The organism is Microbulbifer agarilyticus (assembly GCF_020171345.1).
GTDB lineage: Bacteria > Pseudomonadota > Gammaproteobacteria > Pseudomonadales > Cellvibrionaceae > Microbulbifer > Microbulbifer agarilyticus_D.
In genome coordinates, this window is the sequence record NZ_JAIUZM010000001.1 from 710,679 (window position 1) to 737,575 (window position 26,897).

General features: G+C 58.0%; 22 protein-coding genes and 1 pseudogene. 9 read left to right on the forward strand and 14 right to left on the reverse strand.

The genetic code is table 11. The annotated features are described in order from the left end of the window. Positions 1-148: 148 nt before the first annotated feature. Together glnE and LCM31_RS02880 are read right to left on the reverse strand one after the other, a co-directional pair. Complete coding sequence (glnE, locus tag LCM31_RS02875) at positions 149-3,037, reverse strand: bifunctional [glutamate--ammonia ligase]-adenylyl-L-tyrosine phosphorylase/[glutamate--ammonia-ligase] adenylyltransferase (protein WP_224867387.1); 2,889 nt, start codon at positions 3,035-3,037, stop codon at positions 149-151. An 86-nt stretch (positions 3,038-3,123) separates the two neighbouring features. Next, positions 3,124-4,908, reverse strand: a complete 1,785-nt coding sequence (locus LCM31_RS02880) for a GspE/PulE family protein (protein ID WP_224867388.1) — start codon at positions 4,906-4,908, stop codon at positions 3,124-3,126. Between the two features lie 201 nt (positions 4,909-5,109). On the opposite strand from LCM31_RS02880, the gene LCM31_RS02885 reads away from it, so the two are divergent. The 3 genes from LCM31_RS02885 (at position 5,110) to LCM31_RS02895 (ending at position 8,003) form a co-directional block, all read left to right on the forward strand. Then, entirely contained in the window at positions 5,110-5,787 is a 678-nt protein-coding gene (locus LCM31_RS02885; RefSeq protein ID WP_224867390.1) for a TIGR00153 family protein, read from the forward strand. A 14-nt stretch (positions 5,788-5,801) separates the two neighbouring features. Then, positions 5,802-7,076 (forward strand): inorganic phosphate transporter, encoded by a 1,275-nt coding sequence (locus tag LCM31_RS02890; RefSeq protein WP_222229706.1) that lies wholly within the window; start codon positions 5,802-5,804, stop codon positions 7,074-7,076. A gap of 117 nt (positions 7,077-7,193) precedes the next feature. After that, positions 7,194-8,003: a PhzF family phenazine biosynthesis protein gene (locus LCM31_RS02895; protein ID WP_224867392.1), complete on the forward strand. Its 810-nt coding sequence runs from the start codon at positions 7,194-7,196 to the stop codon at positions 8,001-8,003. 62 nt (positions 8,004-8,065) lie between these two features. Here the strand turns inward: LCM31_RS02895 and LCM31_RS02900 are convergent, their stop codons facing one another. Beyond that, positions 8,066-8,524, reverse strand: a complete 459-nt coding sequence (locus tag LCM31_RS02900; RefSeq protein WP_224867394.1) for a DUF6314 family protein — start codon at positions 8,522-8,524, stop codon at positions 8,066-8,068. Between the two features lie 239 nt (positions 8,525-8,763). Here LCM31_RS02900 and argE point away from each other — a divergent pair, with 239 nt between their 5' ends. The 3 genes from argE (at position 8,764) to ilvD (ending at position 13,326) form a co-directional block, all read left to right on the forward strand. Further along, the gene (argE, locus tag LCM31_RS02905) at positions 8,764-9,918 is read left to right on the forward strand and encodes an acetylornithine deacetylase (RefSeq protein ID WP_224867396.1); all 1,155 of its coding nucleotides are present in this window, start codon (positions 8,764-8,766) and stop codon (positions 9,916-9,918) included. Positions 9,919-9,994: 76 nt separating this feature from the next. Further along, positions 9,995-11,308, forward strand: coding sequence for an amino-acid N-acetyltransferase (argA, locus tag LCM31_RS02910; RefSeq protein WP_224867398.1), 1,314 nt, complete (start codon positions 9,995-9,997; stop codon positions 11,306-11,308). A 182-nt stretch (positions 11,309-11,490) separates the two neighbouring features. Further along, positions 11,491-13,326 (forward strand): dihydroxy-acid dehydratase, encoded by a 1,836-nt coding sequence (gene ilvD, locus LCM31_RS02915; RefSeq protein ID WP_224867400.1) that lies wholly within the window; start codon positions 11,491-11,493, stop codon positions 13,324-13,326. 71 nt (positions 13,327-13,397) lie between these two features. Here the strand turns inward: ilvD and LCM31_RS02920 are convergent, their stop codons facing one another. Then, entirely contained in the window at positions 13,398-14,303 is a 906-nt protein-coding gene (locus LCM31_RS02920) for a LysR family transcriptional regulator (RefSeq protein ID WP_224867402.1), read from the reverse strand. Positions 14,304-14,400: 97 nt separating this feature from the next. Between LCM31_RS02920 and LCM31_RS02925 the strand changes: the two genes are divergently transcribed. Continuing rightward, positions 14,401-15,069: a type 1 glutamine amidotransferase domain-containing protein gene (locus tag LCM31_RS02925; protein WP_224867404.1), complete on the forward strand. Its 669-nt coding sequence runs from the start codon at positions 14,401-14,403 to the stop codon at positions 15,067-15,069. A gap of 76 nt (positions 15,070-15,145) precedes the next feature. Here the strand turns inward: LCM31_RS02925 and LCM31_RS02930 are convergent, their stop codons facing one another. The 10 genes from LCM31_RS02930 to lgt all read right to left on the reverse strand — a co-directional run bounded on the left by LCM31_RS02930 (position 15,146) and on the right by lgt (position 23,842). Continuing rightward, positions 15,146-15,808, reverse strand: a complete 663-nt coding sequence (locus LCM31_RS02930) for an energy transducer TonB (RefSeq protein WP_224867406.1) — start codon at positions 15,806-15,808, stop codon at positions 15,146-15,148. A 282-nt stretch (positions 15,809-16,090) separates the two neighbouring features. Beyond that, a complete protein-coding gene (locus LCM31_RS02935) occupies positions 16,091-17,428 on the reverse strand; it encodes a tetratricopeptide repeat protein (protein WP_224867408.1) in 1,338 nt (445 codons plus the stop codon). Between the two features lie 12 nt (positions 17,429-17,440). Next, positions 17,441-18,064: an energy transducer TonB gene (locus LCM31_RS02940; RefSeq protein WP_224867410.1), complete on the reverse strand. Its 624-nt coding sequence runs from the start codon at positions 18,062-18,064 to the stop codon at positions 17,441-17,443. A 5-nt stretch (positions 18,065-18,069) separates the two neighbouring features. Continuing rightward, on the reverse strand, positions 18,070-18,471 hold the full coding sequence (locus LCM31_RS02945; protein WP_010131795.1) for an ExbD/TolR family protein: 402 nt from the start codon (positions 18,469-18,471) through the stop codon (positions 18,070-18,072). A gap of 145 nt (positions 18,472-18,616) precedes the next feature. Continuing rightward, positions 18,617-19,144 (reverse strand): MotA/TolQ/ExbB proton channel family protein, encoded by a 528-nt coding sequence (locus LCM31_RS02950; RefSeq protein WP_224867412.1) that lies wholly within the window; start codon positions 19,142-19,144, stop codon positions 18,617-18,619. Positions 19,145-19,158: 14 nt separating this feature from the next. Then, positions 19,159-20,529, reverse strand: a complete 1,371-nt coding sequence (locus LCM31_RS02955) for a MotA/TolQ/ExbB proton channel family protein (protein WP_224867414.1) — start codon at positions 20,527-20,529, stop codon at positions 19,159-19,161. Next, positions 20,526-21,308: a DUF3450 domain-containing protein gene (locus tag LCM31_RS02960; RefSeq protein ID WP_224867415.1), complete on the reverse strand. Its 783-nt coding sequence runs from the start codon at positions 21,306-21,308 to the stop codon at positions 20,526-20,528. The genes LCM31_RS02955 and LCM31_RS02960 overlap by 4 nt, the downstream gene beginning before the upstream one ends. Positions 21,309-21,581: 273 nt before the next feature. Continuing rightward, a complete protein-coding gene (locus LCM31_RS02965; protein ID WP_224867417.1) occupies positions 21,582-22,100 on the reverse strand; it encodes a dihydrofolate reductase in 519 nt (172 codons plus the stop codon). Continuing rightward, a complete protein-coding gene (locus LCM31_RS02970; RefSeq protein ID WP_224867420.1) occupies positions 22,100-22,933 on the reverse strand; it encodes a thymidylate synthase in 834 nt (277 codons plus the stop codon). The genes LCM31_RS02965 and LCM31_RS02970 overlap by 1 nt, the downstream gene beginning before the upstream one ends. 24 nt (positions 22,934-22,957) lie before the next feature. Then, positions 22,958-23,842 (reverse strand): prolipoprotein diacylglyceryl transferase, encoded by an 885-nt coding sequence (lgt, locus tag LCM31_RS02975; RefSeq protein WP_224867422.1) that lies wholly within the window; start codon positions 23,840-23,842, stop codon positions 22,958-22,960. Between the two features lie 90 nt (positions 23,843-23,932). Between lgt and LCM31_RS02980 the strand changes: the two genes are divergently transcribed. Both LCM31_RS02980 and LCM31_RS02985 read left to right on the forward strand, forming a co-directional pair. Beyond that, entirely contained in the window at positions 23,933-24,772 is an 840-nt protein-coding gene (locus LCM31_RS02980) for an NRDE family protein (protein ID WP_224867425.1), read from the forward strand. Between the two features lie 299 nt (positions 24,773-25,071). Then, positions 25,072-26,856, forward strand: a pseudogene (locus LCM31_RS02985) (L,D-transpeptidase family protein); the annotation flags it as partial. Positions 26,857-26,897: the final 41 nt, after the last annotated feature.

Genomic DNA, 26,897 nt, shown 5'->3' on the forward strand with positions numbered 1-26,897 from the left:
GTAGGAGCGGCCTGGAGGGGGAGCGGAACGGTCTGAGCCGGGTCGAGCCAATTCGCCTGCAGGCAGGCTCCTACAGCACAGAGCCTGATGAAAAACAGTTTAATCGGGCAGCGAACAACTACAGGGAACCTGGCGAGACTTCACTCGCTTAGCCCAGCATCTGCTGCCAAGTTGTTGTAACGGTCTTTCTTTCCGCTTCGAATTGGTCACCGGATACAACCCCCGGCAGCTGTTGTAATGCCAGGCGATGACCTTCAGATCGGTAGGCTTTGTAGGCGTCGATCAAATGCGCGGCTTGATGGGCCGGCATCAGGCCCGCCTCAGTGAGGCTTTCAAGGATGCGAATATTATCGGTATATCGCACGATTGATGGGGCGCGCTGCGCCCAGGCCAATGCGGCATATTGAACCATAAATTCGATATCCACAATACCGCCAGAGCCGTGCTTGAGATCGAATTGCCGATCATTGCTCTTATCGAGGTGTGCACGCATCTTATTGCGCATAGCCACCACCTCTTCACGCAATTTCTGCTCATCCCGCGCGTCACATAGCAACTGTGTCCGCAGAGCTTCGAAAGCTTGTCCGAGGCGCTCACTGCCCGCCACAGGCCGGGTACGCACCAGCGCCTGATGCTCCCAGGTCCAGGCACTCTCACGCTGGTACTTTTCAAATGCGGCCAGCGAGGTTACCAGCAGGCCCGAATTGCCAGAGGGGCGCAGGCGTGTGTCTACCTCGTACAGCGCGCCGCTCAGTGTACGAGTCTGCAAGATATGAATCAGGCGCTGGGCAAGGCGCGTGTAAAAGCTCTGCGCGTCGAGTGAGCGCTCGCCATCAGTGTAACCAGCACCATCGACATCGTGTACAAATACAATATCCAGGTCCGACCCGTGTCCCAACTCCAGACCGCCGAGCTTGCCGTAAGCCACAATAGAAAAACGCATATCGTCAGCACTGGCACCCTTTGGCGTACCGTGCTTCTCCGTCACCTGCTGCCAGGCCAGCACCAACGACTGCTGCAAAATAGCTTCCGCCAGCCAGGTAAGAGAGTCACTTACCTGCATCAGCGGCAGGGCACCGGTAACTTCCTGCGCCGCGATGCGCAGGCTCTGCCCCTGCTTGAAATGACGCAGCGCTTCCATTTGCGCTTCAAGGTCACCCGTATCTACCCGCAGCATATGCTGGCGCAGTTCATCGGCAATATCCTGTGCCGTCGATGGCTGCAACAGGCGCCGCTGGTCGAGCATTTCATCCAGCAACACCGGGTGCCGCGCCAATTGATCGGCAATCCACGGCGAGGCACTGCACAGGCGCAACAGCTGCTGTAGCACCGGGGGATTTTCGTTGATCAGCACCAGATAGGCACTGCGGCGCAGAATCGAGCGCAACAGCGGCAGCACGCGCTCCAGCGCCAGCAGGGGCTCGCCAACTTCCGCGGCTGCAGCGAGCAGCAGCGGCATGGTCTGATCCAGGCGCTGGCGCCCGGCCACTGGCAAGGCCGAGACAATGCGATCGCCGTGCAATGCGCTAATGACCTCCAGCGCTTTATCCGCCGGCTCGAAGCCTGCGTCCTGCAACTGGGTCAACCAAGTGTCGCGATCACTGTCGCGCTCGCAACCACTCCAAAGCAATTCCCAGCGATCGCTCTCGGAGATCTCATCGCTTTCTTCCGGTGGCGCGATCACCTGGTCGAATTCACGCTCGATCACCGTCTGCGCCAGCAGCAGCTCTTCCTCGAGCGACTCCCAGCCGGCATAGCCCAGGGCAAAGGCCAGCTGCTCACGCCGCTCACTTTCTACCGGTATCGTCTGGGTCTGCTGGTCTTTTTCTGCCTGCAAAGCGTGTTCTACACGACGCAGCAAAAGGTAGGCATCGCGCAACTGACCGGCCGCACCCTGCGGTAAATGCCCGTCCTGCTCCAGCAGCGGTAGGACCTTCAGGATATTACGCACGCGCAGGTCGGGCTCTCGGCCGCCGCGAATAAGCTGGAAAGCCTGGGCAATAAATTCCACTTCGCGGATGCCGCCGCGCCCTAACTTCACGTTATCGGTCAGGCCGCGCGCGCGTACCTGCCGCTGGATCAGGGTTTTCATTTCCCGCAGCGCTTCGATCACACTGAAGTCGATATAGCGCCGGTAGGTAAATGGGCGCAGCAGTTCCATTAATTCCTCCGCTGCCTGCGCCCCGCCCACCAGGCTGGAAAAGGCCACGGGCCGCGCCTTGATCATGGCGTAGCGTTCCCACTCCCGCCCCTGGGTCTGGTAGTAGTCTTCCAGCGCAGCAAAGTGACTTACCAGCGGGCCGCTGTCGCCATAAGGCCGCAGGCGCATATCTACACGAAACACAAAACCGTCGGCAGTTACCGCATCCAGCGATTTAATCAGGCGCTGGCCGAGGCGCTGGAAAAACGCCTGGTTCTCCAGCGGTTTAATCTCCGATGAGTCACCGCCACTTTGCCCAGGTTCCGGATAGGCAAAAATCAGATCGATATCTGAGGACAGGTTGAGCTCACGCGCACCCAGCTTACCCATGCCCAGCACAATCATCGGCTGAATCTGGCCGTCGCGACTGCGAGGCTCTCCGTGGCGCTCGACCATTTTCTGCCAGTGCCAGTCGAGCGCTGCCTGAATACAAATCTCGGCCAGCTCGGTCAAACGGGCGCAGACTGTGGGAATATCCCACTGCCCGGCAAAGTCCCGCCAGATCGCCTCCGCAATCACCCGGTTGCGCAACAGGCGCAGGGCGCGCTCCAGGTCCTCATCGCTCTCCAGGGTGGAAAGATCCGGCGGCGCCAGCCCCAGGTCATCGCTCGCGAGCAATTCACCGAGCAGTCCAGGGGTTCGTGCGCACTGCTGCAAAAGAAAATCAGACCCAAGCAGCCCTCTCGCCACCAACAAGGGCAGCGATGCATCCGCTTGCAACTGCGCTTCCAGCGCAGCGACCTCGGCCTCCCCCACCTGCTCACACCAGCTTTGCCACTGCGACTGCAGCCGGGCTTGCAGCGGTGCGGGGCAGATCGATTCGGGGAAGTGATACACGGCAGGGTCCTTTTGCGCGAAAAAACTGATTCAAGTATAAGTGTGCGGCCGGGCGCGAGGGCCCGACCGGATTGGGAGGCGGGCGTTTAGAATGCGATATCCGGTGGCGGCGCCACCCGCAACACTTCCTGTACGGTAGTAATACCGGCGGCGACTTTCTTTGCCCCAGAGAGTCGCAGGCTGCTCATCCCCTCGCGCATTCCCTGGCGACGCACCTGCTGTAGGTCGCTATCGGCGGTAACCAGCCCCTGAATCGCCTCACTAAACGGAAGGATTTCGTAGATCCCCTGGCGCCCGCGGTAGCCGGTATTGCGACAGTCCAGGCACCCCTCCGGCTGATACACCACTTCGGGCTTGGGCGCTTTCCAGGGCTTCACCAGCGCCTGCCAGTCTTCATCACTAACCTCCGCCTTGCGCTTGCAGCTGGGGCACAGGGTGCGCACCAGGCGCTGGGCCATCACCCCTAGCACGGTGGATTTCAGCAGGTAGTGGGGTAATCCCAGGTCCAGCAGACGGGTCACCGCGGTGGGCGCGTCATTGGTGTGCAGGGTGGAAATCACCAGGTGGCCAGTCAACGCCGCCTGCACCGCCATCTGCGCGGTTTCCAGGTCGCGAATCTCACCCACCATGATGATGTCCGGGTCCTGACGCATCAGGGTGCGGATACCGGCGGCAAAATCCAGGCCGATGCTGTGGTGCACCTGGGTCTGGTTGAAGCTGTCTTCCACCATTTCGATAGGATCTTCGATGGTCGAGACGTTCACCTCGCTGGAAGCCAGCTGCTTGAGTGCGGTGTACAGTGTCGTGGTCTTACCGGAGCCGGTGGGGCCGGTCACCAGCACGATGCCGTTGGGGCGGCCGAGCATTTTTTGCCAGCGCGCCAGGTCGTCACCGGCGAGGCCCAGGTCGTGATAGGAGCGCGCCAGTACCTCCGGATCAAAGATCCGCATGACCAACTTTTCGCCGAATGCCGTGGGCAGGGTCGACAGACGCAACTCTACCTCGCTGCCATCCGGGCGCTTGGTCTTGATGCGGCCATCCTGAGGCTTGCGCTTCTCCGCTACATTCATGCGCCCGAGAATCTTGAGGCGGCTGGTCACCGCCGCGTTGACCTGATCGGGCAGCTCGTGGATCGGGTGCAGCACACCGTCGATACGAAAGCGGATGCGGCCAATGCCGCGACGGGGCTCAATGTGGATATCACTGGCGCGCTGATCGAAGGCGTGCTGCAGCAGCCAGTCCACGATATTGACGATGTGCTGGTCGTTCGCTTCGGGGTCCTTGAGGTTACCCAGTTCCAGCAGCTGCTCGAAGTTACCCGCTGCGGAGCTGCCCTTGAGGCCGCTGGCACCGGAAATCGAATTGGCCAGGGAGTAAAACTCGGTACCATAGCGCAGGATATCCGCCGGATCGGCCACCACCCGCTGCACCGTGCGGCCGCTGGTGTGCTCCAACTGCTCCTCCCAGCCGGAGGTGTACGGCTGCGCGGTGGCTACCAGCAGCATCTCCGGGCTCGCCTCCACACACAGAATCTGGTGGCGTTTGGCAAACTGGAAGCTCATGACTTCGGTCACCGCTGCCACATTCACCTTGAGCGGATCGATATGGTAGAGACCGTGGGAGGAGGTATCTGCGAGCCACTGGGTCAGTACCTGCGCATCCAGGGTGCGCCCGGGTTTCTTCTGGTTTTCCAGTTCGCAACTGGCGATATAGGTCAGTGGGTGCATCTGTGCCTGTTCGGCGGTGCGCGGGGTGCCGATCAGTCGGTTGGCATCCATACGCGCCACATACCCGTCAACTACCAGGTCCTCCAGCAACCCTGGCAAGTCGAGAATCCGGTCTGCACCTCTTACTCCAGCGCCTGCAGCCATACCTTGTCACCCGTCTACGCTTATTGTTAGAAGGCGCATTGTAGCTCTATTGGCGAGCCGCAACAGTGCGCAGGTTGGTCGAATTACTACGGAAACCATCACGTCACTGTGCCCTGCGCACAGGTTGGGGTACCATGCCGCCGGATAAGGCCCCTTCTGGGCCGTTAAACCTACTGTCAGGACTGGAAAAAGGAACGAACCATGCCCTTGTCCAACATCGGCAATTTGTTCGGTCGCTCGCCGATCAAACCGATCAAAGAACATATGGCGACCGCCCACGAGGCGTCAGCGGATTTGGTGCCCTTCTTTGAAGCCCTCGTCAATGAGGACTTGGCTGCCGCCAAAACTGTCCAGGAGCGCATCTCCGCCAGTGAGAGCCGCGCCGATGACATCAAGAGAGACCTGCGCCTGCACTTGCCCGACAGCCTGTTTATGCCGGTATCCCGTACCGACCTGCTGGAACTACTGCACGTGCAGGACAAGGTGGCCAACACCGCTCAGGACATCGCCGGCCTCGCTTTAGGCCGCCAAATGCAGATTCCCACGCCACTGAAGCCTTTGATGTGCACCTTCGTCGAAAGTGCTGTGGCCGCATCCGCCCAGGCCCTGACCGCCATCAACGAACTGGATGAGCTGCTGGAATCCGGCTTTTCCGGTCGCGAAGTCGACATTGCCCAGCGTATGATCGAAGAGCTGGATGAGCTCGAGCGCAAGTCCGACAAATTAGAAGTAGAAGTGCGCGCTGCACTGTTCGCCATTGAAAAAGACCTGCCGCCGGTGGACGTGATTTTCCTGTATCGGGTGATCGAGGAAGTTGGCGAGCTGGCAGATGAAGCCCACGGCGTGGGCAACCGATTGCAGCTGTTGCTGGCGCGATAACGGGGAGAGAAAACGTGGAAATTATCGCTCAATACGGCCATATCTTTCTGATCATGGCCTGTGTATTCGGATTTTTCATGGCCTGGGGTGTGGGCGCAAACGACGTGGCCAACGCCATGGGCACCTCCGTAGGCTCCCGCGCGCTGACCATCAAACAGGCGATCATCATCGCCATGATCTTCGAATTCGCCGGTGCCTATTTAGCCGGCGGCGAAGTAACCTCGACGATTCGCAAGGGAATCATCGCCCCGGACCTGTTTAACGACACCCCGGAACTGCTGGTGTACGGCATGCTCTCCGCACTGCTGGCCGCCGGCACCTGGCTGCTGATCGCCAGTATCCTGGGCTGGCCGGTTTCCACTACCCACTCCATTGTCGGCGCCATCGTCGGCTTCTCCGCGGTGGGTATCTCGGTGGATGCAGTGGCCTGGGGCAAAGTGGGCAGCATTGTTGCCAGCTGGGTAGTTTCCCCGGTACTGGCGGGCACCATTTCCTTCATGCTGTTCCGCAGCGTGCAGCGTCTGATCCTCAATACCGAAGACCCATTCAACAACGCCAAGCGCTATATCCCCATCTACATGTTTGCGGTGGGCTGGATGATCTCCATGGTGACCCTCACCAAGGGGCTCAAGCACGTATTCAAAGATGCGAATATCAGCCTGGCGTTCTGGCAGGATGCCCTGATCGCCGCGGTTATGGGCCTCATCGTAATGGGTATTGGTGTGGTCATGCTGAAGCGCGTGAAGCGCGACCCGCAAGCCGAGAAGGACAACCGCTTTGCCAGTGTTGAGCGCGTCTTCGCCATCCTGATGATCTTCACCGCCTGTGCCATGGCGTTTGCCCACGGCTCCAACGACGTGGCCAACGCCGTTGGCCCTCTGGCCGCGGTCGTGAACACGGTTCAGCAAGGCGCGGTAACTGCAAAGGCGGTGATGCCGCCGTGGATCCTGCTGCTGGGTGGTGCCGGTATCGTGGTCGGCCTCGCTACGTACGGCTTCAAGGTAATGGCGACCATTGGCCGCAAGATCACCGAGCTGACCCCGAGCCGCGGCTTCGCCGCCGAACTGGGTGCAGCTGCCACCGTGGTACTTGCTTCCGGTACCGGCCTGCCCATTTCCACCACCCACACCCTTGTGGGAGCGGTACTCGGGGTTGGCCTGGCGCGCGGCATTGGCGCACTGAACCTGCGCATGATCACCACCATCGCCGCCTCCTGGGTAATCACCCTGCCGGCGGGTGCCGGCCTGGCGATCCTGTTCTTCTTCTTCTTCAAAGGCGTATTCGGCTGATAGCGAGCAGTTCGCAAAAGCCGACGGGTAATAGAATTTACCGGTAACGTCTGATAAAAAAGGGGGAGCCAATTGGCTCCCCCTTTTTTGTGCTCGCAATGTGAGAAGGATCCCTCTATGCAGCGCCCCATGCAACTGCCCATCTATCAGGCCGACGCCTTTACCTCGAAGCTCTTCCAAGGCAATCCTGCCGCGTACGTCCCGCTCACCCGCTGGCTCGATGACCAGCTGATGCAGCAGATCGCCGCAGAAAATAATCTCGCCGAAACTGCCTTCACCGTCCCGGCCGGCAACGGCTTTGAGCTGCGCTGGTTCACACCAGGAGAGGAAGTACCCCTGTGCGGTCACGCCACTCTGGTCACCGCCCACCTGCTATGGACAGAACTGGGCTTCACCGATGATGCGATTCATTTCTTCACGCAAAGCGGCGAATTGATCGTGCGCCGGGATGGCGAACGTTTGGCACTCGATTTTCCTGCCCAGATAAATCAACCCATCTCACTGAGCGATGCGTTCACCCAGGCACTTGGCGTAAGCCCGACCAACGCCTTCGAGGTTGCCGGCTCCAATGACCAGTTGCTGCTGGAATTCACTGCGGCTAAGCAGGTCGCCGCGCTATCCCCGGATATGCGCGCAGTTGCCCAGCTCCCTTATAAAGGCCTGATCTGTACCGCCCCTGGCGACAGCTATGCTTGCGACTTCGTTAGCCGCTTTTTCGCACCGGCCATTGGTATCGATGAAGACCCGGTGACCGGTTCCGCACACACGCGACTGGTGCCTTTTTGGGCGCAAAAGCTCGATAAAACGACATTGAGTGCAAAACAGATTTCAGCACGCGGCGGGGAGCTGGACTGTGAACTGATCGGTGACCGGGTAATTATGCGTGGCCATGCGGTGACCTACCTGCGCGGCCAAATCGCCGTATAAGCGGTAGCGTGGGCCCCATATGGGCCCGCGTGACTAACGGACAAGGAGCACTACCTGACAGCTCACCAGTAATGGTAGTGCAGCCGCTCATTCTTTTGCGGCCCATGAATTTGCCAGATCAGCTCAATTTCATCTGTGTGCAAAATCAAATCGGCGGTGTAGGTATCCGCACCACACTGGTGTGCGTTTTGATGACGAAACCCATGCGCAGTAAGCGGCACGAAATTAAACAGCAGCATCGACTGGTCGCCCTGCACATGCTCCAGCCGCACAAAATCAACGCAGCGAGTCCACCGGTAACAATTGTTGAGCGCGACCTTGTGCCCATCGACATCGGTAAATTTCGCCTGCTCGGTGAACACGGTGTGTGCGCCAAAGTTTTCCACAGCAACATCCCCGCGCCCATGGCCACGCCAGTTGGTGGCCGAGCCCGGACCGTTGCTCGCATTGAAACTGAAACTGCGCACCCGCGCTAAGCGGGCACAAAGCTTTGCCAAAGCGACGAGCCCAAGTTTATCCACACTCTCTGAATCCACACCCTGACCCACGAAACTGCTGCCCTGTGCATAACCACATTTCTGTCGCCCGGTGCGACAACACCAGGCAAGGTACCTAAGAGCAGTTTATGCAATTTCAGACAAGTCACCGTCTGCGCGGCAAACCTGTTACGCTGAAAGAACCTCGCGTGTCAGCGGAAAAAACACCGGGGCCAAATAAATACACCAGGACGCACCCCAGATAACGCACAAGGAAGGCCACCATGAGTATCCGCTCGCTGCCGAATTTACACAGCCAGCTGCAGCAGTTGGTTGCCAGTCCCAGTGTCAGCGCCACCAACCCCAAACTCGACATGGGCAATCGCGGCGTGATCGACCTGCTGGCGGCCTGGCTGGAAACACTCGGCTTCGCCGTTGAAATCATGCCGCTGGAAGACCAGCCCCATAAAGCCAACCTGATCGCCACCCTCGGACAGGGAGACGGCGGGCTGGTCCTCGCCGGTCATACCGATACCGTGCCATACGACGACAACCGCTGGCAGTCGGACCCATTCCAGCTGCACGAGCGCGACAACCGTTTTTACGGTCTCGGCAGCACCGATATGAAAGGGTTTTTCCCGCTGGCGATCGAAGCCGCCAAGGCCTTTATCGACAAACCGCTACAACAGCCACTGATTATTCTCGCCACCGCGGATGAGGAAACCTCCATGGCCGGCGCCCGCGCGCTGGTAAAGGCGGGCCTACCCAAGGCGCGCTACGCGATTGTCGGCGAGCCCACCGGCCTCAAACCCATTCGCATGCACAAGGGCATGATGATGGAGCGGCTGCGCATCACCGGCCAGGCCGGTCACTCCTCCAACCCGGCCTATGGGGCCAGCGCACTCGAAGCCATGCACACGGCGATGGGGGAAGTAATCAAGTTCCGCAACGAGATGCAACAGCGCTACCAGAACCCGGGGTTTGCGGTGGAGGTCCCGACGCTCAACTTGGGCTGTATTCACGGCGGCGACAACCCGAATCGAATTTGCGGGCACACCGAATTGCAGTTCGACTTGCGCCCCCTGCCGGGCATGTCCATGGACGCACTGCGCGGCGAGCTGCACCAGCGCCTCAAAGATGCGATGACGGACGAAAAAATCCAGCTGCAAATGGACTCACTGATCGGCGGTGTCGACGCATTTGAAGAGCCCGCCGATTCTGAACTCGTCAAGATCGCCGAACAGCTCACTGGCCACAGTTCGGAAAGTGTGGCGTTTGCCACCGAGGCGCCCTTTTTACAGCAGCTCGGCATGCAGACCATTGTGCTTGGCCCCGGCGATATCGACCAGGCCCACCAGCCGGATGAGTATCTTGGCCTGGAACGTATCGACCCGATGCTGGAGACACTGAAAGGGATGATCGGAAGGTTCTGCCTGTAGCATGCCAAACGATATAGATGCAGAAAATGCGGTATATTGTGCCCGATACCCACTTAACCGCTGACAACCAACAAACGTGAACACCGAAACCACCACCCTCAACTGGTTCAGAAACGCCGCGCCCTATATCAATGACTTGCGCGGACGAACCCTGGTGGTCGCAATTCCCGGCGAAGGGTTCGCCGACGAGAATTTTCGCAATCTGGTGCATGACCTCACGCTGCTGATCAGCCTCGGGGTAAAACTGGTACTAGTGCACGGCGCACGTGTCCAGGTAAATAGTGCGTTGAAAAAAGCCGGGATCGAAAGTCGCTTTCTGGGTAATACACGCATAACCGACCGCGAAACCCTCGAGGTTATCAAAGCCGCCGTCGGCAAACTGCGACTCGAAATCGAGGCCGCTTTTTCCCAGGGTCTGCCCGATTCGCCCATGGCAGGTGCCGCGCTCAAAGTCATTTCCGGAAACTTTGTCACCGCGCGTCCGGTAGGAGTAATTGATGGCACCGACATGCGCTGGACCGGACAGGTCCGGCGTATCGATGAGCAGGCCATCGGGCGTGCACTCCAGGACAATTCCCTGGTACTGCTCTCCCCCTTCGGCACATCTCTCACCGGTGAGCTGTTTAACCTGAACTATCTGGACCTCGCCGCCGAGGCCGCCAAGGCCCTACAGGCGGAAAAGCTGATCCTGTTCCGCGACCTGCCACAACTGGAAATTGAGGGTGCGCCGGTACACGAGCTCAGCATTCATCAGGCCGAGGATGTCGCGGGAAAAGCCAGCAGCGAAACCCTCACCTGCGCAATTGCTGCATGCAGCGCCGGCACACAGCGGGTCCACCTGCTGAGTTATGCCGACAACGGTGCCTTACTGCAGGAGCTGTTCAGCCGCGAGGGTACCGGGACCATGATTTACCGCGACAGTTACGAGGTGATCCGGCGGGCACGTATTCACGACGTCGGCGGTATTCTCGGACTGATCCGCCCACTGGAAAAACAGGGGGTACTGGTGCGGCGTTCGCGAGAAAAGCTGGAAGCGGAGATCGACCATTTCACCCTCGTGGAGGTGGACGGTACCCCGGTGGCTTGCGCCGCGCTGTATCCCATCCTCGACGACGAGGGTGACACCATCGCCGCAGAAGTCGCTTGCGTGGCCATTCACCCGGAGTTTCGAGGTGGTGGCCGCGGTGCCAAATTAATGCAGCATCTCGAGCGACAGGCCCGCGCACTGGATCTGTCGGAAATCTACGTACTCACTACGCAAACCGAGCACTGGTTCATCGAGCGCGGGTTTACCCAAGTGGACGTTTCCCAGCTGCCCACCAGTCGTAAATCGCTGTACAACATACAGCGAAATTCACGCGTCTTATGTAAGCGCCTCGGTGCGCAATAAATTTGCCTGCTGATCGAGCTTAAACGGATAGCTCTTTCGCCCGTTTGGCGCGTTTTTACCAACCGCGCACAACGCCTTTCATTTTGCTAATCTGTGGCGCTGCCGGGCACGCCAGCCCTGCCCGCGCCGAACGCAACCTATCCACAAACGATCACGTTTAACCGTCACCTAAAAGTACCGCTATGCCTCAGTACCGCTCACGCACCTCCACCGCTGGCCGCAATATGGCCGGCGCCCGCGCCCTGTGGCGCGCCACCGGCATGAAGGATGAAGATTTCCACAAACCCATTATTGCCGTGGCCAACTCCTTCACCCAGTTTGTGCCCGGGCACGTACACTTGAAGGATATGGGGCAACTCGTCGCGCGAGAAATTGAGAAAGCCGGCGGTGTCGCCAAGGAATTCAATACCATTGCGGTGGATGACGGTATCGCCATGGGCCACGATGGCATGCTCTACAGCTTGCCCAGCCGCGAAATCATCGCCGACTCCGTGGAGTACATGGTCAACGCACACTGTGCCGACGCACTGGTGTGTATCTCAAACTGCGACAAAATCACCCCGGGGATGCTGATGGCGGCGATGCGCCTGAACATTCCGGTGATATTCGTCTCCGGCGGCCCGATGGAAGCCGGTAAAACCAAGCTCGCCGACCACAAGCTCGATCTTGTGGATGCGATGGTCATCGCAGCCACCGATTCCGCCACCGATGAGGAAGTTGCCGAGTATGAGCGCTCGGCCTGTCCTACCTGCGGTTCCTGCTCCGGCATGTTTACCGCCAACTCCATGAACTGCCTGACCGAGGCCCTCGGCCTGTCCCTGCCCGGTAATGGCACCACGCTCGCCACCCACGCCGACCGCGAGCAGCTGTTCCTGCGCGCCGGCCGCGAGATCGTCAGTCTGGCCAAACGCTACTACGAGCAGGACGACGAATCCGCTCTGCCACGCACCATTGCCAATCGCTCGGCATTTACCAATGCAATGGCCCTGGACATCGCCATGGGCGGTTCCACCAACACCATTTTGCACCTGTTGGCTGCGGCGCTGGAAGGCGAGGTCGACTTTACCTTGGCAGACATCGATCGCCTGTCCCGCAAGATCCCGCAGCTGTGTAAAGTGGCCCCCAACACACAGAAGTACCATATCGAAGACGTGCACCGCGCCGGTGGCGTCATGTCGATTCTCGGCGAACTGGAAGCCGGCGGATTGATTGATGCCAGCCTGCCTACCGTACACAGCAAATCCTTCAGGCACGCCCTGGAAGAGTGGGACATCCGACGCACCGATAACCCGGATGTACACAAGTTCTTCCGTGCAGGCCCGGCTGGTATCCCGACTCAGCAAGCGTTCAGTCAGGATTGCCGCTGGAACAACCTGGACGGCGACCGCGAACAGGGCTGTATCCGTTCTGTCGAACACGCCTACTCATCCGAAGGCGGCCTCGCCGTACTTTTCGGCAACCTCGCCCCGGATGGCTGCGTAGTAAAGACTTCCGGCGTGGAAGAGGAACTGTGGCAGTTTGAAGGTCCCGCGCACGTGGTGGAAAGCCAGGAAGATGCGGTCGCACATATTCTGGAAGGCAAGGTCAAAGAAGGCGAAGCGGTAATCGTGCGCTATGAGGGCCCAAAAGGAGGCCCGGGCATGCAGGAGATGTTGTATCCCACCAGCTACCTGAAATCCAAGGGGCTCGGTAAATCCTGCGCCCTGATTACCGATGGCCGCTTTTCCGGCGGCACTTCCGGCCTATCGATCGGCCATGTTTCCCCGGAAGCGGCGGGTGGCGGCAATATCGGGCTGGTCCAGGATGGCGACCTGGTACGCATCGATATTCCAAAGCGCTTGATTGAAGTAGATATTCCGGAAGCGGAATTGCACCGCCGTCGCGAGGCCATGAGCGCCAAAGGCGCACAGGGCTGGAAACCCGTGCAGCAACGTCCGCGTAAGGTTAGCCGTGCACTGAAAGCCTATGCGCTGCTGGCCACCAGTGCCGACAAGGGTGCGGTACGCGAAATCGACTGAGCGCAGCAAACGGAAACTGAATGACAACGTAAATAAAAAGGGGCGCACTGCGCCCCTTTTTATTCTTCACCTCAACCGGCTGGTTTCACGCTCTCTTCCTCTCGCCAGTCCGCAAACGTTTCCAACAAAAAATCGATCGCGGCACGCACCCGCACAGACAGGTGTCGATGATCGCGGTATACCAGCCAGGTATTGGGACCCTGCGCCCAGTAACCCTCCAGCAGCGGCTTCAGGGTGCCATCATGCGCGGCGTCGCCAAAACTCGAACCGGGCAAATAGGCGATACCCAGCCCGGCCTGGCAGGCGGCCACCACGCTGCGCCCACTATTGGAGCGCCAGCGCCCCGAAACACGCACCTCGGTGTCTCCAGTGTCCTCACGAAAACGCCAGCGATCACTGTTGGCAATGATGCAGTGATGGTAAGCCAGGTCCTGCGGTCGTTGCGGTGTGCCGTGGGTCGCCAAATATTCCGGACTGGCCATGCACACTAAAGCGCGCGCAACCAGAGGGCGGGCGATGAGTTGTGAGTCCTGCATATCGCCGTAACGCACAGCCAGATCAAACCCCTCTTCAACGAAGTTCACCAGCCGGCTATTGAAGTCGATCTCCACCTGCAACGCGGGGTGCACTAACGCAAATCGCATAAGCGCTGGTGCCACGTAACGTTCGGCAAACTCACCGGCCGCAGACACACGCAAACGCCCCTCGAGAGCGCCACGCTCACGCCCAATCTGCTCTTCCACGGCCTCGAGACCGTTCATCAGATCGCGGCACTCTTGGTAATACTGCTGGCCGGCTTCGGTCAGGCGGACAATTCGGGTACTGCGCGCTACCAGTGACACACCGAGTCGCGCCTCTAGCCCCTTGATCCTGCGCGACACGTGCGAAGTAGAGACGCCCAGCTGGCGTGCGGCCGAAGAGAACCCCTGAGTCTCTGCCACCGCAAGAAACTCCGGCAGGCCATCCAACTGCGCCATTGTTGCACCTCAGCAATAAAGATTTTCAAATTTGCAGGATTATCCCACATCAGTGAAAAGCCTAGTATGTGCCCATTCCAACAGAGGAGTGAAAACGATGACGAAAATCCTGGTGATTGTGACCAACAGTGCGAAATTAGGTGATACGGAAGATAACGGCACCTACGCGCCAGAACTCACCCATGCGCTGCGCGAGTTTAACGACGCGGGCTTCTCCTACGATCTCGCGTCTATCCATGGTGGGGATGCGCCTGTCTATGGCACTGACATCGATGACCCGGTGAACAAAACCATGCTGGCCGATGGCGGCCTGTTGTCAGCAATGGCCAATACCAAGCGGCTGGCGGACGTCAACGCAGACGACTACCAGGGTATCTTCTATCCGGGTGGTTTTGGCTTGCTTAACGACCTCGCTCACGACAAGGCGGCAGCCGCAATTACCGCAGCCCGTTATGACGGTGGTGCGGTAGTAGGAGCCGTTTGCCACGGACCCGCAGGCTTGCTGGAAGTGACCCTGGCCAACGGCAGCAACATCATGCGCGATAAAACGGTTACCTGCTTTACCCGCCGTGAAGAGGAACAATTCGGCACTATCGACCAGATTCCATTTGTGTTACAGGATGCGATCAGCAGCAAGGCAGGGCAATTCCAAGAGGTGGAGCCCTGGGGCGAAAATATATTGGTGCAGGAACGCCTGGTTACCGGGCAAAACCCCGCATCCGCCGGCGGCGTTGGGCAGGCGATGGTAAAACTACTGAAGCGTTAACCGCACAGTCGGTTCAAGAGTCAGCGCAACCTCCCGCTACCAGCGTAGCGGGAGGTTCTTTTGTCACTCCGTTAGGTTAGTTCGCAAGCTTGTACGAGATTCGGTTGCGAACACCGTGTTTTTCCACCGGTTTACCATCCACTACCGTAGGGCGATATTTGAATCGCTCTACGGCCCTTAGCGCGGATTGATTGAACACATCCGTTGGCGCCCCCGAGGCATCGTAGCCTCCGACTACAGATGGATTTTTCACCGAGCCATTTTTGCTAATGGTGAACTCCACTACGACATAGCCCTCAACCCCTTTTGCCATCGCTCTGCGCGGATAACGCGGCGCAGGCTTGTAGATTGGCATCGGGTTCGCAGTCACAATGGAAGTATCGACTTTTGTGCCGGTTGTTGTTGGCGGCTGAAAAATGATCGGCATATCGCCCGGATCTAGCGTGTGCTCAACCGTGGTTGGTGTTATCGGCGGTGGTAACTCCTGGGGCTTGGCCACACGCGTTTCGCGAATAACGGTCGGCTTCAGCTCCGGCAAGTGAATCGGCGCGATTGTTGGCGATTCCTCTACCGGTGGTTCTTGCAGGTCGGTAGCAATCAGCTGCGACATGCCGAACAGCAATAGGCCAGTAACCCCCAGGGCCATAGCGCCGTTACGCAGCAAGACGATTGACTTGATCGCAGAACGAATCGGTATCGATTGAAGGGACGTTGAATTAAGCGGATAAGCCAGTTCCATAACACCTCTCCTTTTTATTTTCGGGTGTTGTTTAAAGTGCAGCGCCAAATCACGACAGGCGCGGCGATGGAAAAAGCTGATCAGCTATTTATAGGTTTAGTTGAATCTGACGATATTGCAAATAATTCGCATTTATTGTCACAAAATACGCCGGCGCCTCTTAGTCCGGGTCTCTTAATCCAAGTCTTTTAGCCAGCGCCTCTTGTTAGTTAGACGCATAAAAAAAGGCCGCACAAAGTGCGGCCTTTTCGGTCGGAGAAAACCTCCGGCATGTAACAAGTATTACATAGCCAGCTGTTTTTCCCGCTCCTGCTCTTTCTCTACGAAAGTAATCCATTGCTTGGCAAACTTCTCGGAACGCTTGTCTTTCAAAGCTTTCTTGAAGTTGGTCAGGGAAGCGTCGTACTTCTTCAAGTTGGCGTTAGCCATACCCAGCACAACATAGAGCTGGTCCGGGCGCTTGATATTGCCCTTCTTCAGCGCTTTAGCACCCATGTCCAGTGCTTGCTGATTCTTGTCCAGATCCAGGTAAATACCCGCTAAGCGCGAGTAGATATCACCCTTGTCAGACAAGCTCGCCGCCGCTTCCAGCTCCGGAATAGACTTTTGCAGCTCCTGAGCCATCTGGTAGGCCTGAGCCAGGGTTTCAAGGTTCTTGGAGGTACGCTTGATTTTCTTCTCGCGCATACCTTTGTCGATTACCTTGGCGCCCTTGTACGGCATCTCGGCACCCATGAAGAGGTAAGCCATGTTCAACAGCTCTTTCTCTTTCTGCAGGGCACCAGCAAGGTAGGCAGCCTCCATCATGTGAAGCATATCGTCTTCACGCTTCAGCTCACCATACATGCCCGCCAGCTGCTTGTAGTACTCCCCTTTCGGGTAGTGCTTGACCAGCTCTTCCAGGATATTGGTCACCTGCTTGTAGTCGTTCTTGTCGTAGTACAAGAAACGCTGCAGGCCGTACCAGTTTTCCTTGGGCACCTTGCCTTCTTTTTTGTACATGGACACCGCCTGATTGATATCAGACAGCGCCTTGGCATTGTCACCCAGCTGGTAGTAAGCCTGGGAGCGCAGTGCGTAGGAGTCCGCGTTGACGTTATCCGCTACGTTGAACCAGCGGTTCAGATAGCTGATTGCCTGCTTGTAGTCCTCGGTTACGAAGTACAGCTGGGCAATGGTCAGCAAGGTACCTACTTCCAGCGCTACCGGCAGGTTTTCTTCACCCTGCTCCAGCACTTTTTTGTAGTAGGAAATCGCCTGCGGGTACTTCTCCATGCTGTAGTAAACAAAGCCGTAGAAGTAGTACATCTGCGCGGTTTCGTAACCGTTCAGCTTGGACTTACCCGCTTCCATCTCACGCAGGGCGGCCAGAGCTGCCGTCCAGTTCTGCGCGTCCGCCGCTTCCTGAGCCTTGCCCAGGTACTTGAACGCGCTCTCGCGCATCGCCGGGGTCTTGCGAGTTTTCTTCTCGCTCTGCGCTTCCGCCTGGGCGAAAGACGCAGACACACCCACAGCCTCGAGCACGGTTACGCTAACCGCCGGCGCCAGGACCAGGGGCAGCGCTACGGACGTGCGCAGGACAAGCCGGGAAAGGCTCTTTGTCACGGTCGTCATATTCATATGCGTCCCCTATTAGTTCTTGGCCAGGTTGAAGCTGATTTTGGTTTTTACACCAGGTACTTCAATCGGCTCGCCATCAACAACCCGCGGCTTGTACTTGTACTTCAGCGCAGACTTAACCGCAGCACTATTGAAAATAGTGGTGGGTTTACCGTCCAGGGTGAAAGCTTCCACAACACGTGGATCACGTACTGAACCGTTCTTGGTTACCGTGTACTCGACAACCACCCAGCCCTCAATGCCACGCTGAAGCGCGCGACGCGGGTACTGAGGCTGCACCTTTACGATCGGCAGGTAGTCACCTTCAGAAGCGAAGCCACCGATGCCACCCACCTTCAGGTTGGCGTTTGCCGCTGGTGCAGACATGTTCAGGGCATTGTCTACGTCCGGCTGGTCAAACTCCGGCTCCGGCATATCGGGCGGCGGCTGCTCCGGCTCGTCGGGCTTATCCGGCTTGCTGGTGTCGTATTGGGTTTCGATCTGGGTATCCGGCATGACGACGTCGGCAACCTTGATTGGCTCTTCATCATCGGGAGCCTTCATGTTTGCTTCGATCAGCGCATGCATGGTGAAGATCAGGGCAAAAGTGGTGGCGACTGCCAATGCACCTGCCCCTAATAGTCTTACCGGGTTCATAGCTGTTAACTCTTCTCTGTAGCGACCGACACTTTATCGATTCCGATTTTTCTGGCCGCATCCGCGATCAGGGCAACCTTCTCGATACTCGCCTTTTTATCGGGCTGAATCACCAACCACCCCTTGGGGTTTTCCGCGTAGAGCCGCTCAAGGGTGTTTTTCACCAGGCGGTCATCTACCTTCTCTTTGGCAATCCAGATTTCATTGTTGTCGTTAATCGCTACCAGAATAGAGGCGGCTCTGAGATCAGCGGTTGTCGCTTCCGGCTTAATTACATCGACACCCGGCTCCTTAATAAAGGTCGCGGTGACGATGAAGAAGATCAGCATGATAAACACCACGTCCAGCATGGGCGTGAGGTCAATCGCTTGCCCTTCCTCTTCAGCCGTATTCTTTTTTCTGCTCATTGCAACTCTCTCTAGCAAAATGCTAATAGCGAGATTTGGCCCGGAGCTTCCATCGCACTAAGTACAGATGAAAGCTCACTTGTTGGCTAAACCTTCTTGGCTGCCAGAGCAGTTTTCACCACCCCGGCGACGCTATCGTGGTGCCTTAGTGATCCATCGTCAGATGGTCTTCCAGCAGCTGGGTTTCACGCTCAGCGGTACGAGTGATATAGGTATTAGCAAACACCCCAGATAGTGCGGTTACCATGCCGGCCATCGTCGGGATGGTCGCCATGGATACGCCACTGGCCATTTGCTTCGCATCACCACCGCCGGTAATCGCGAGAACTTCGAACACATTGATCATGCCCCAAACGGTACCCAGCAGGCCGAACAACGGCGCCAGGGCAACACAGGTCTGAATCATGTCCATATTGCTCTGAATCTTCTCGGAAACCTGAGAAATCAGCGAATAACGGATCTGGTGGGCATTCCAGGATTTACGCTCGGGGCGCGCTTCCCAGGTATCCACAGCACCCTGTACATCACTCTTCAGGCTACCTTTGAAGTAGAAGAACCGCTCGAAAATCAGCGTCCACATGAAGAAGGTCAGGCCGGCGATCAGGAGTAGTACTGGCCCGCCCGACGCCATAAAGGCGTTGACGGCGGCCCATGCGTCATTCAATGCGTGCATGTTGCCGCCTCCTCTTATTTACGCTCAGCGTTTTCTGCAACGATACCGGCACTGCGCTCGTCCAGGATGTGCAGGATACGCTTGGCGCGGCCGTTCACGATGGTGTGCAGCAATACAGTTGGGATCGCAACACACAGACCCAGAACGGTGGTTATCAGAGCACCAGAAATACCGCCAGCCATTGCTTTTGGATCGCCCGCACCGAAGATGGTGATCGCCTGGAAGGTAATGATCATACCAACAACGGTACCCAGCAGACCCAGCAGCGGGGCTACCATGGCAATGATTTTCAGCAGGTTCAGGCCGGATTCGATGGCCGGACGCTCTTTCAGCACCGCTTCTTCCATCTTCAGTTCCAGAGTTTCACCGTCGATACCTTTGTTCTCTTCCGCTACGGACAGAACACGACCCAGCGGGTTGTTGGTGTTCGGAGTAGAGGAACGCAGCTGGGCATTAACCTTAGCATTTACGCCAGACAGTACGATCAGACGCCAGATAGCCAGCAGCACTGCAAACACACCAACAGAGGTAATGATGTAGCCAACCGGGCCACCCTGGTGCCAGCGCTCAACCATGCTCGGGCTTGCAATCAGTGCTTTCAGCAGGGAACCGCCGGTAGGGCCGGTGGGATCAACACCGAACGGAGAGAAACCACTGGTGGCGCTCTGCAGATCAGAAGCCATGCTCTGGAACTTGCCGTCTGGCTGGCGAATCAGTTCGGCCAGCTTCTGGTTGTCGTTCATTTCCAGGTACTTGCCGTTGGAAACAATGTTGAAGTTACCAACACGTACAACTTCCTGATCAACCTGTTCACCTGCCGGCAGGATCACGGTGGTGTTGAACTTAACAACCTTGCCCGCTTCCACGGTCTCGCGCTGCATTTCATACCACAGACGCTCGATTTCCTGGATGGTAGGCAGCTTGGTCGCGGAGTTCATTTTGTCGATCAACTGATCGAGGAACTCGGCACGGCCCGGATACTGTGCAGAAACCAGGGAGGTTTGCATGTTTGCACGCAGGTCGCCCGCGGTGGAGGTCAGGTGGCCGAACAGCTCTTTCAGGGAGCCCAGACGTTCGTCCAGCTGCTGACGCTTCTGCTGAACCAGCAGCTCCTGCTCTTCATACTTCTTTTCCAGCGCCGCAGAGCGGGCTTCTTCAGAAGTACGAGTGTTCTCAGCCTGACGCAGCAGAGAGCCCTGGTTGGCTTTCTGGCGACGGAAGTCGGCTTCGCGCTTCTTGTGCTCGGCAGATTCCGCAACCTTGGAGCTCTGTACCATCTTCAGCAGCTGGTCCAGGTTAGAAGCTTTGTCCTGTGCAACAGCAGAAACGCTGAACAGGCCAGCGGCTGCAACCGCTAGTACGCGTTTGGCGATAGAGGTTTTCATTGTGCAGCCTCCGGAGCCGGAATCGGCATAGTCATGATTTCTTGAGTGGCCTGTTTCTTGGCGATTTTCAGACCCTGCATGATCGCGCGGCGGTAGTCGCCGGAATCAATCTCAACCCAAGCTTTCTGCTCTTTGTCGTAGGCCAGGGAGATTTTGGAGTCCGTAGTCTGAGCTACCAGAGCAATACGACCGATCTGCAGTACGTTTACTTCGCGGTCCTGACCGTTCACGTTCAGGGTATCGCCGTAGCTGTCGATCTTACGCGCGTATTCGGATTCGAAGTTGTACAGTTCCAGTACCTGACGGAATTTCTCCGCTACAGTGATATCGGAACGGTCCATATTATTCTTAACCGCTGCCAGGTTGGCTTTACGATCAGCCAGCTTGAACGGTGCGTCCAGTTCGATGAACTGCTCCAGACCGTCCAGCATACGCAGGATCAGCGGCTGGATCTGACGCTCAATAACGGTTACCTGATCGATGGACTCGTCGAGGTCCTTGATCACGGTCAGCTGGTTAGCCAGCTGCTTTTCGAGCTGACGGTTGTATACACGCAGACCGTCAATCTCTTTGTTCACAACTTTGAACTGCTGAAGCAGGTCAGAGGTTTCCTGAGCGATCTTGTCGATGCGCTTTTGAGATGCAGTTGCGGCGGCAGTTTTCTGCTGGCCAACCTTAAGAACGGTGTCGATTGTATCCGCAGTGGCTACGCTACCGTACAGTGCGCCGGCAGACAGCGCAGTGGTCAGCGCCACAGCCATGAATCGCTTGGTTTTCATTAGACCCCCCAGTGGGTTCAATATTTCACAACATGGTCGCGATGGATTAGCTGCCACAACGCGGTAGTTTATTGGTTTGAAGACAGCTAAGAGCCGCACATTGTAAACAGCCGATTTGATTATTCAAATGCCGATTGACTACGTCGAGCCGCCTGTGTAGCACGGTAACACCCGGGTAACACCCGCGGGTCTGATGCACACATTTGCAGCCACTCACACTGTGCAACATTTGACCAAATCTACCCGAAAGTATGTTTTTTGGTCAAATCGTATTTAAATAAACCTGTCGTACTGGACTAAGCAGTAGTTGTATTCATCCCGTTCCGAGGCCGGGTAACAGTCCCGCGAGGCCTCTTTCCAGGTTTTGTCGATATCCGGGAAAAATGCGTCCCCGTCGACGTCAGCATCCACTTCCGTCACATACAGGCGTTGGGCAAGCGGCAGGGCCTGGCGGTAAATCTCAGCCCCACCGATGACCATCAGTTCAGTCACCCCCGCCTGCTGCGCGGCGGCATCCGCGAGGGTGATCGCAGCTTCCAGCGAAGAAACCACCTCCACACCGTCAGCGCGCCACGCACTATTGCGGGTGATCACGATATTCTGCCGACCGGGCAGCGGACGCCCGATGGATTCAAAGGTCTTGCGCCCCATCACCACTGGCTTGCCCAGGGTGGTGCGCTTGAAAAACTGCAGGTCCCCGGAGATACGCCACGGCAGGGTATTCTCGCGGCCGATAGCGCCATTGCGCGCCATTGCCACGATCATGGCAATGGGCGTCTTGGACGCCCCCATCACACCGCCACCGGCGCGGGAATATGCGGATAGGCCTCGTAGCCCTTCAGCTCAAAGTCCTCAAAACGGAACTCGAACAGGTCCTTCACCGCGGGATTCAGCACCATTTGCGGCTTGGGCAGGGGCTGACGGGAAAGCTGCTCCTCCACCTGCTGCATATGGTTGGAATACAGGTGCGCATCGCCAAAAGTGTGAACAAAGTCACCGGGCTGCAGGCCACAAACCTGTGCCAGCATCAGCGTAAGCAGGCTATAGGAGGCAATATTGAACGGTACCCCGAGGAAAATATCGGCACTGCGCTGGTACAGCTGGCAGGACAACTTGCCGTCCGCCACATAGAACTGGAACAGGGCGTGACAGGGTGCCAGCGCCATTTTTCCGGCCGCCGCATTGGCGCTGGGTGACACGCCCTCATCCGGTAAATCGGAGGGGTTCCAGGCGCTGACGATCAGGCGACGGGAGTCCGGACGGGTCTTTAGTTGCTGCACCAGATCCTTGATCTGGTCGATATGCCGCCCGTCCGCGGTCGGCCAGGAGCGCCACTGGTAGCCGTATACCGGTCCCAGATCACCCTCTTCGGTGGCCCATTCGTCCCAAATACGCACCCCATTGTCCTTCAGGTAACCGATATTGGTATCGCCTTTCAGGAACCACAGCAGCTCGTGAATGATGGAGCGCAGGTGGCACTTCTTGGTGGTGACCAGCGGAAAACCTTCCGCCAGATCAAAGCGCATCTGATAGCCGAAAACACTGCGGGTGCCGGTACCGGTACGGTCGCTCTTCAGCGTGCCGTTGTCGCGCACATGGCGCATCAATTCGAGATATTGTTTCATCTAATTGCGTATTCTTGAAATCACTTACTTGGCAGAGCTTCTTTTCAGTTTCGCGCTGCCTTTACTCTTTGCGCTGTCGCCCGTGGGCTTATTACCGCCATCCTCGTCCTGACCGCGCCCTTCCGGCAGCGGCTGGGTGCGGTAGCTCCACACCAGAATGAGGATACCGGCCACGATCATCGGCAGGCACAACAGCTGGCCGCGCGTCATCCAACCGAACATCACCTCGATGCCGACATCCGGCTGGCGCACAAACTCGACTAGGAAGCGGAAAACGCCATACAGCAGAATAAACAGGCCGCCGACCGCCAGGCGCGGACGCGGCTTGCTGGAATAGATCCACAACACCACAAACAGCACCAAGCCCTCGAGGAAGGCCTGGTAAAGCTGAGAAGGATGCCGCACCAGCAATTCCGGATCGTGGGGGAACACCATGCCCCAGGGCCCATCGGTCTCACGCCCCCACAACTCCTGGCCGATAAAGTTGCCAAGACGCCCCAGACCGAGGCCTATCGGAACCAATGGGGCGACAAAGTCGATCAGCGCCGGGAAGGTGGTACCGATCTTGCGCGCATAAATAGTGGCCGCCAGCATCACACCGATCAGCCCGCCGTGGAAGCTCATCCCCCCTTCCCACACCTTGAACAGGCTGAGCGGATGGGCCAGCAACTCGCTGAAGTTGTAAAAGAACATGTATCCGAGGCGGCCACCGACCACTACACCGATGGCGCAGAACAGGATCAGATCCTCAACCTCAGACTTGATCACCGGCGACCAGGGTTTCTGCGCCCGGCGCATGGCCAGCCACCAGGCCGCAGCGAAGCCGGCAAGGTACATCAGGCCATACCAGTGAATCTTGAGTGGCCCAATGGCCACCGCAACGGGATCTATCTCGGGGTACGTCAGCATGCTGAAACCGCGGTTATGGAAAGTGGGCGTTATTATGGTTGGAAACCCGTTGCCAGTAAAAGCCCGGGATTATCCCGGAGAAGAATTTCCATGTGCCTACTACTGATCGCCTACCGCCAACACCCCCAGTTTCCGTTCCTTGTGCTGGCCAACCGGGATGAATTCTATGCCCGTGCCACGGAAGCCGCGGGGCCTTGGCATGACCAACCGATCACCGCCGGTCGCGATCTTGAGGCCGGTGGGACCTGGCTCGGGGTCGCACCGAACGGAAGGGTCGCCGCAGTCACCAATATGCGCGAACCTCATGTGCCGGAGCCGTCCGACGCACTGTCTCGCGGAGAGATTCCGGTCAATTTTTTGACTGGTGAACAGACACCCAGCGCCTTCGCTCAGGGCATTGAGGGATCGCGCTACCGGGGCTTCAACTCTCTGCTGTTCGATGCCCGCCGGCTCAGCGACGACCATAACCCGGCACTGGTATGCGCCGGCAATCGCCACCAGCCCTTTGCGATTACCGCAGGAGTGCATGGAATTTCCAATGGCGCACCAGATTCCCCCTGGCCCAAGGTCATTCATGGTTGCACTGCGCTGTCCAAGCTCACCGCGGAACTGCCCAACACACTGGATGAAAACAGCTTTGTGACCCCGGCGCTGAATCTGCTGGCCGACACGCGCCGGGCACCAGTTGATGAGCTACCCGATACCGGTGTGGGCGAAGCCCTGGAAAGTGCGCTGTCGTCAATTTTCGTGCGTATTCTCGATGGCGATGCACCACCCGGGACACCGCTGTCGACGGGCTACGGTACTCGCGTCAGCTCGCTGGTCGCGGTGGATCGGGACGGCGGCATCCAGTTTTGGGAACAGGGCTACGAAAATGGTCAGCGCAGTGGTGCCACGCGCCATTTTCGCCTGAATCTACCTGCCTGCTAAGGCCACAATCCGCATCGCGCCAGCGACACAAGATTAAATGAATCTAACGCCAAGCAAATTTCGCATTTGTTGCCATACTTAAGTGCACAGGCAGGCGGACGTTGAGATACGCGCAAGTCGTTCTCTCGATTCGCTTTAATAAAAGGAAGGTCGCGCGGGATGCTCGACTAAGGTGCGCTGACGGTGAACGCTTTCACCGGTTTTTCGAGGAGAGGCGCGCCGAAGGTTGGGAAGGTATGAACGATCGGGCCCCGGCTTCCGCACTGTAAACCGGCGCCCTGCAGTATCGCTGAGGTACCATGTCATATTTCATTCCAGAGCGTCGCAAACGCAAATCGATCCTGCCGCTTATTTTCCTCGGCAGTTTGTGCGTGTTTGCCCTCTATTACGCTTTCACTGCCAATCAGAAAACGGTCCCGGTACTGCCGGAGAATGCCGTGCGCCCGCACCTGGTGAACTGGCTGGAGAACAATCCGGATGCGTGGCCCGCTCAGGATCCCATTTTTAATCCGATTGCCGTGCGCCGCATCTACCGTCGCACGGATTACCGCCTGCTGTGGTTTGATAACTACAGTCTCAGCGATACGGCGAACGACCTGCTCAAGCAGCTGACGGCATCAAGCTCTGGCAACCCCAGCAGTATGGTGGATTACCGCTATCACCTGGGTTACTTCGACCGCACACTGCGCGACACCCCGCAACGATTGCAAATGGCCGCGGTACTCGACGTCTTACTGACCGACGCATTTATCTCTTATGCGCAGGACACCCAGCTGGACAAGTTGCGTCCCAAGGCGCCAAAGCACCATCCGCGGTTGCGCATGCGCGACAAGCACATCACCCCGGTCAACGCCACCGAGGGCGGCTTCCAGATGGTAAGCCAGCGCAGTGACACAGACACCCTGCTCGACGGGCTGCAGCTCGCCAACAACAGCTACGGCAGCCATTCCGGGCGCCAATACTTCCGCGGTTACAACCGCGGCAGCAAGACGGTAAATCGCTCGCGCTATTATACCCAGCGCTCGTCCCAGGGACGTACGGTGTACAGCAGCGGCTCTCGTTATGCCCCCAGCCACAGCGCTCGCTACTCCACCCGCAGCTATCCACGCCCGTATACCTCGAACCGCGCATACCCACGCGTAATGCCCCGCTTCCGCAGCCTGGCGGACGAAGGCTCAGGCCTGACCCCGTCCCATGGCGAAGGCTTGTATGTCGAGGAAAACACCCCGTTTGGCAACGATGCGCAGGCTTTGCGCGAGCAGCTCGCCCGCTACCGCAATATGGCAGCCTCCGGTCGCTGGCGCCCCTTGCCCGCCGGTCCGGCGATGACCCTCGGCGCCAAGCACGCGAATGTGATTCACCTGCGCAATATGCTGACGGTGTACGGGGACTATTACGGCTTCGGTGACGATATCAACAGCAAGAAGTTTGACCAGCGCCTGCACAATGCGGTGGTACGCTTCCAGGTACGTCACGGCCTGAAACCCGATGGCATTGTTGGCAAGCAGACCCGCCAGCGTATGAACATCTCGCCTTCCGCCCGTGCGCGCATTATCGAAACCAATATTCGTCGCCGCGAGAAACTGCCAGCCAACCTGGGCGACCGCTTTATTCAGGTCAATGTCCCGGGGTACCGCCTGAACTATGTGGAGCAGGACCGCGTCAAGCTGTCAATGAATGTGGTGGTGGGCAAGAAGGTCCACCAGACCCCGGAAATCAACACCCGCGTGGCCCGCGTTGTGTTCAACCCCACTTGGACGGTACCGCGCAGCATTCTGGTGAGCGAGATTCTGCCCAAGGCGCGCGCCAACCCGCACGGCATGGAAAACCTTGGGTACCGCGTGGTGAATGGTAGCGGCGAATACCTGCCGCTCAACTCGCAGAACCTCAAACGCGCAGCCGCCGGTGGCTTCCTGATGCGCCAGAAGGGCGGCGAGCAGAATATTCTGGGGCGGATCAAGTTCGAGATCCCGAACTCCGACGACATCTATCTGCACGACACCCGCGCCAAAAGCCTGTTCAGCCTGACCGATCGTGACTATAGCCACGGCTGTGTTCGCCTGGAGAAACCCCGCCAGCTGGCCGAGGTACTGCTGCAGGACGAGCCCGGTGACTGGAGTCGCTA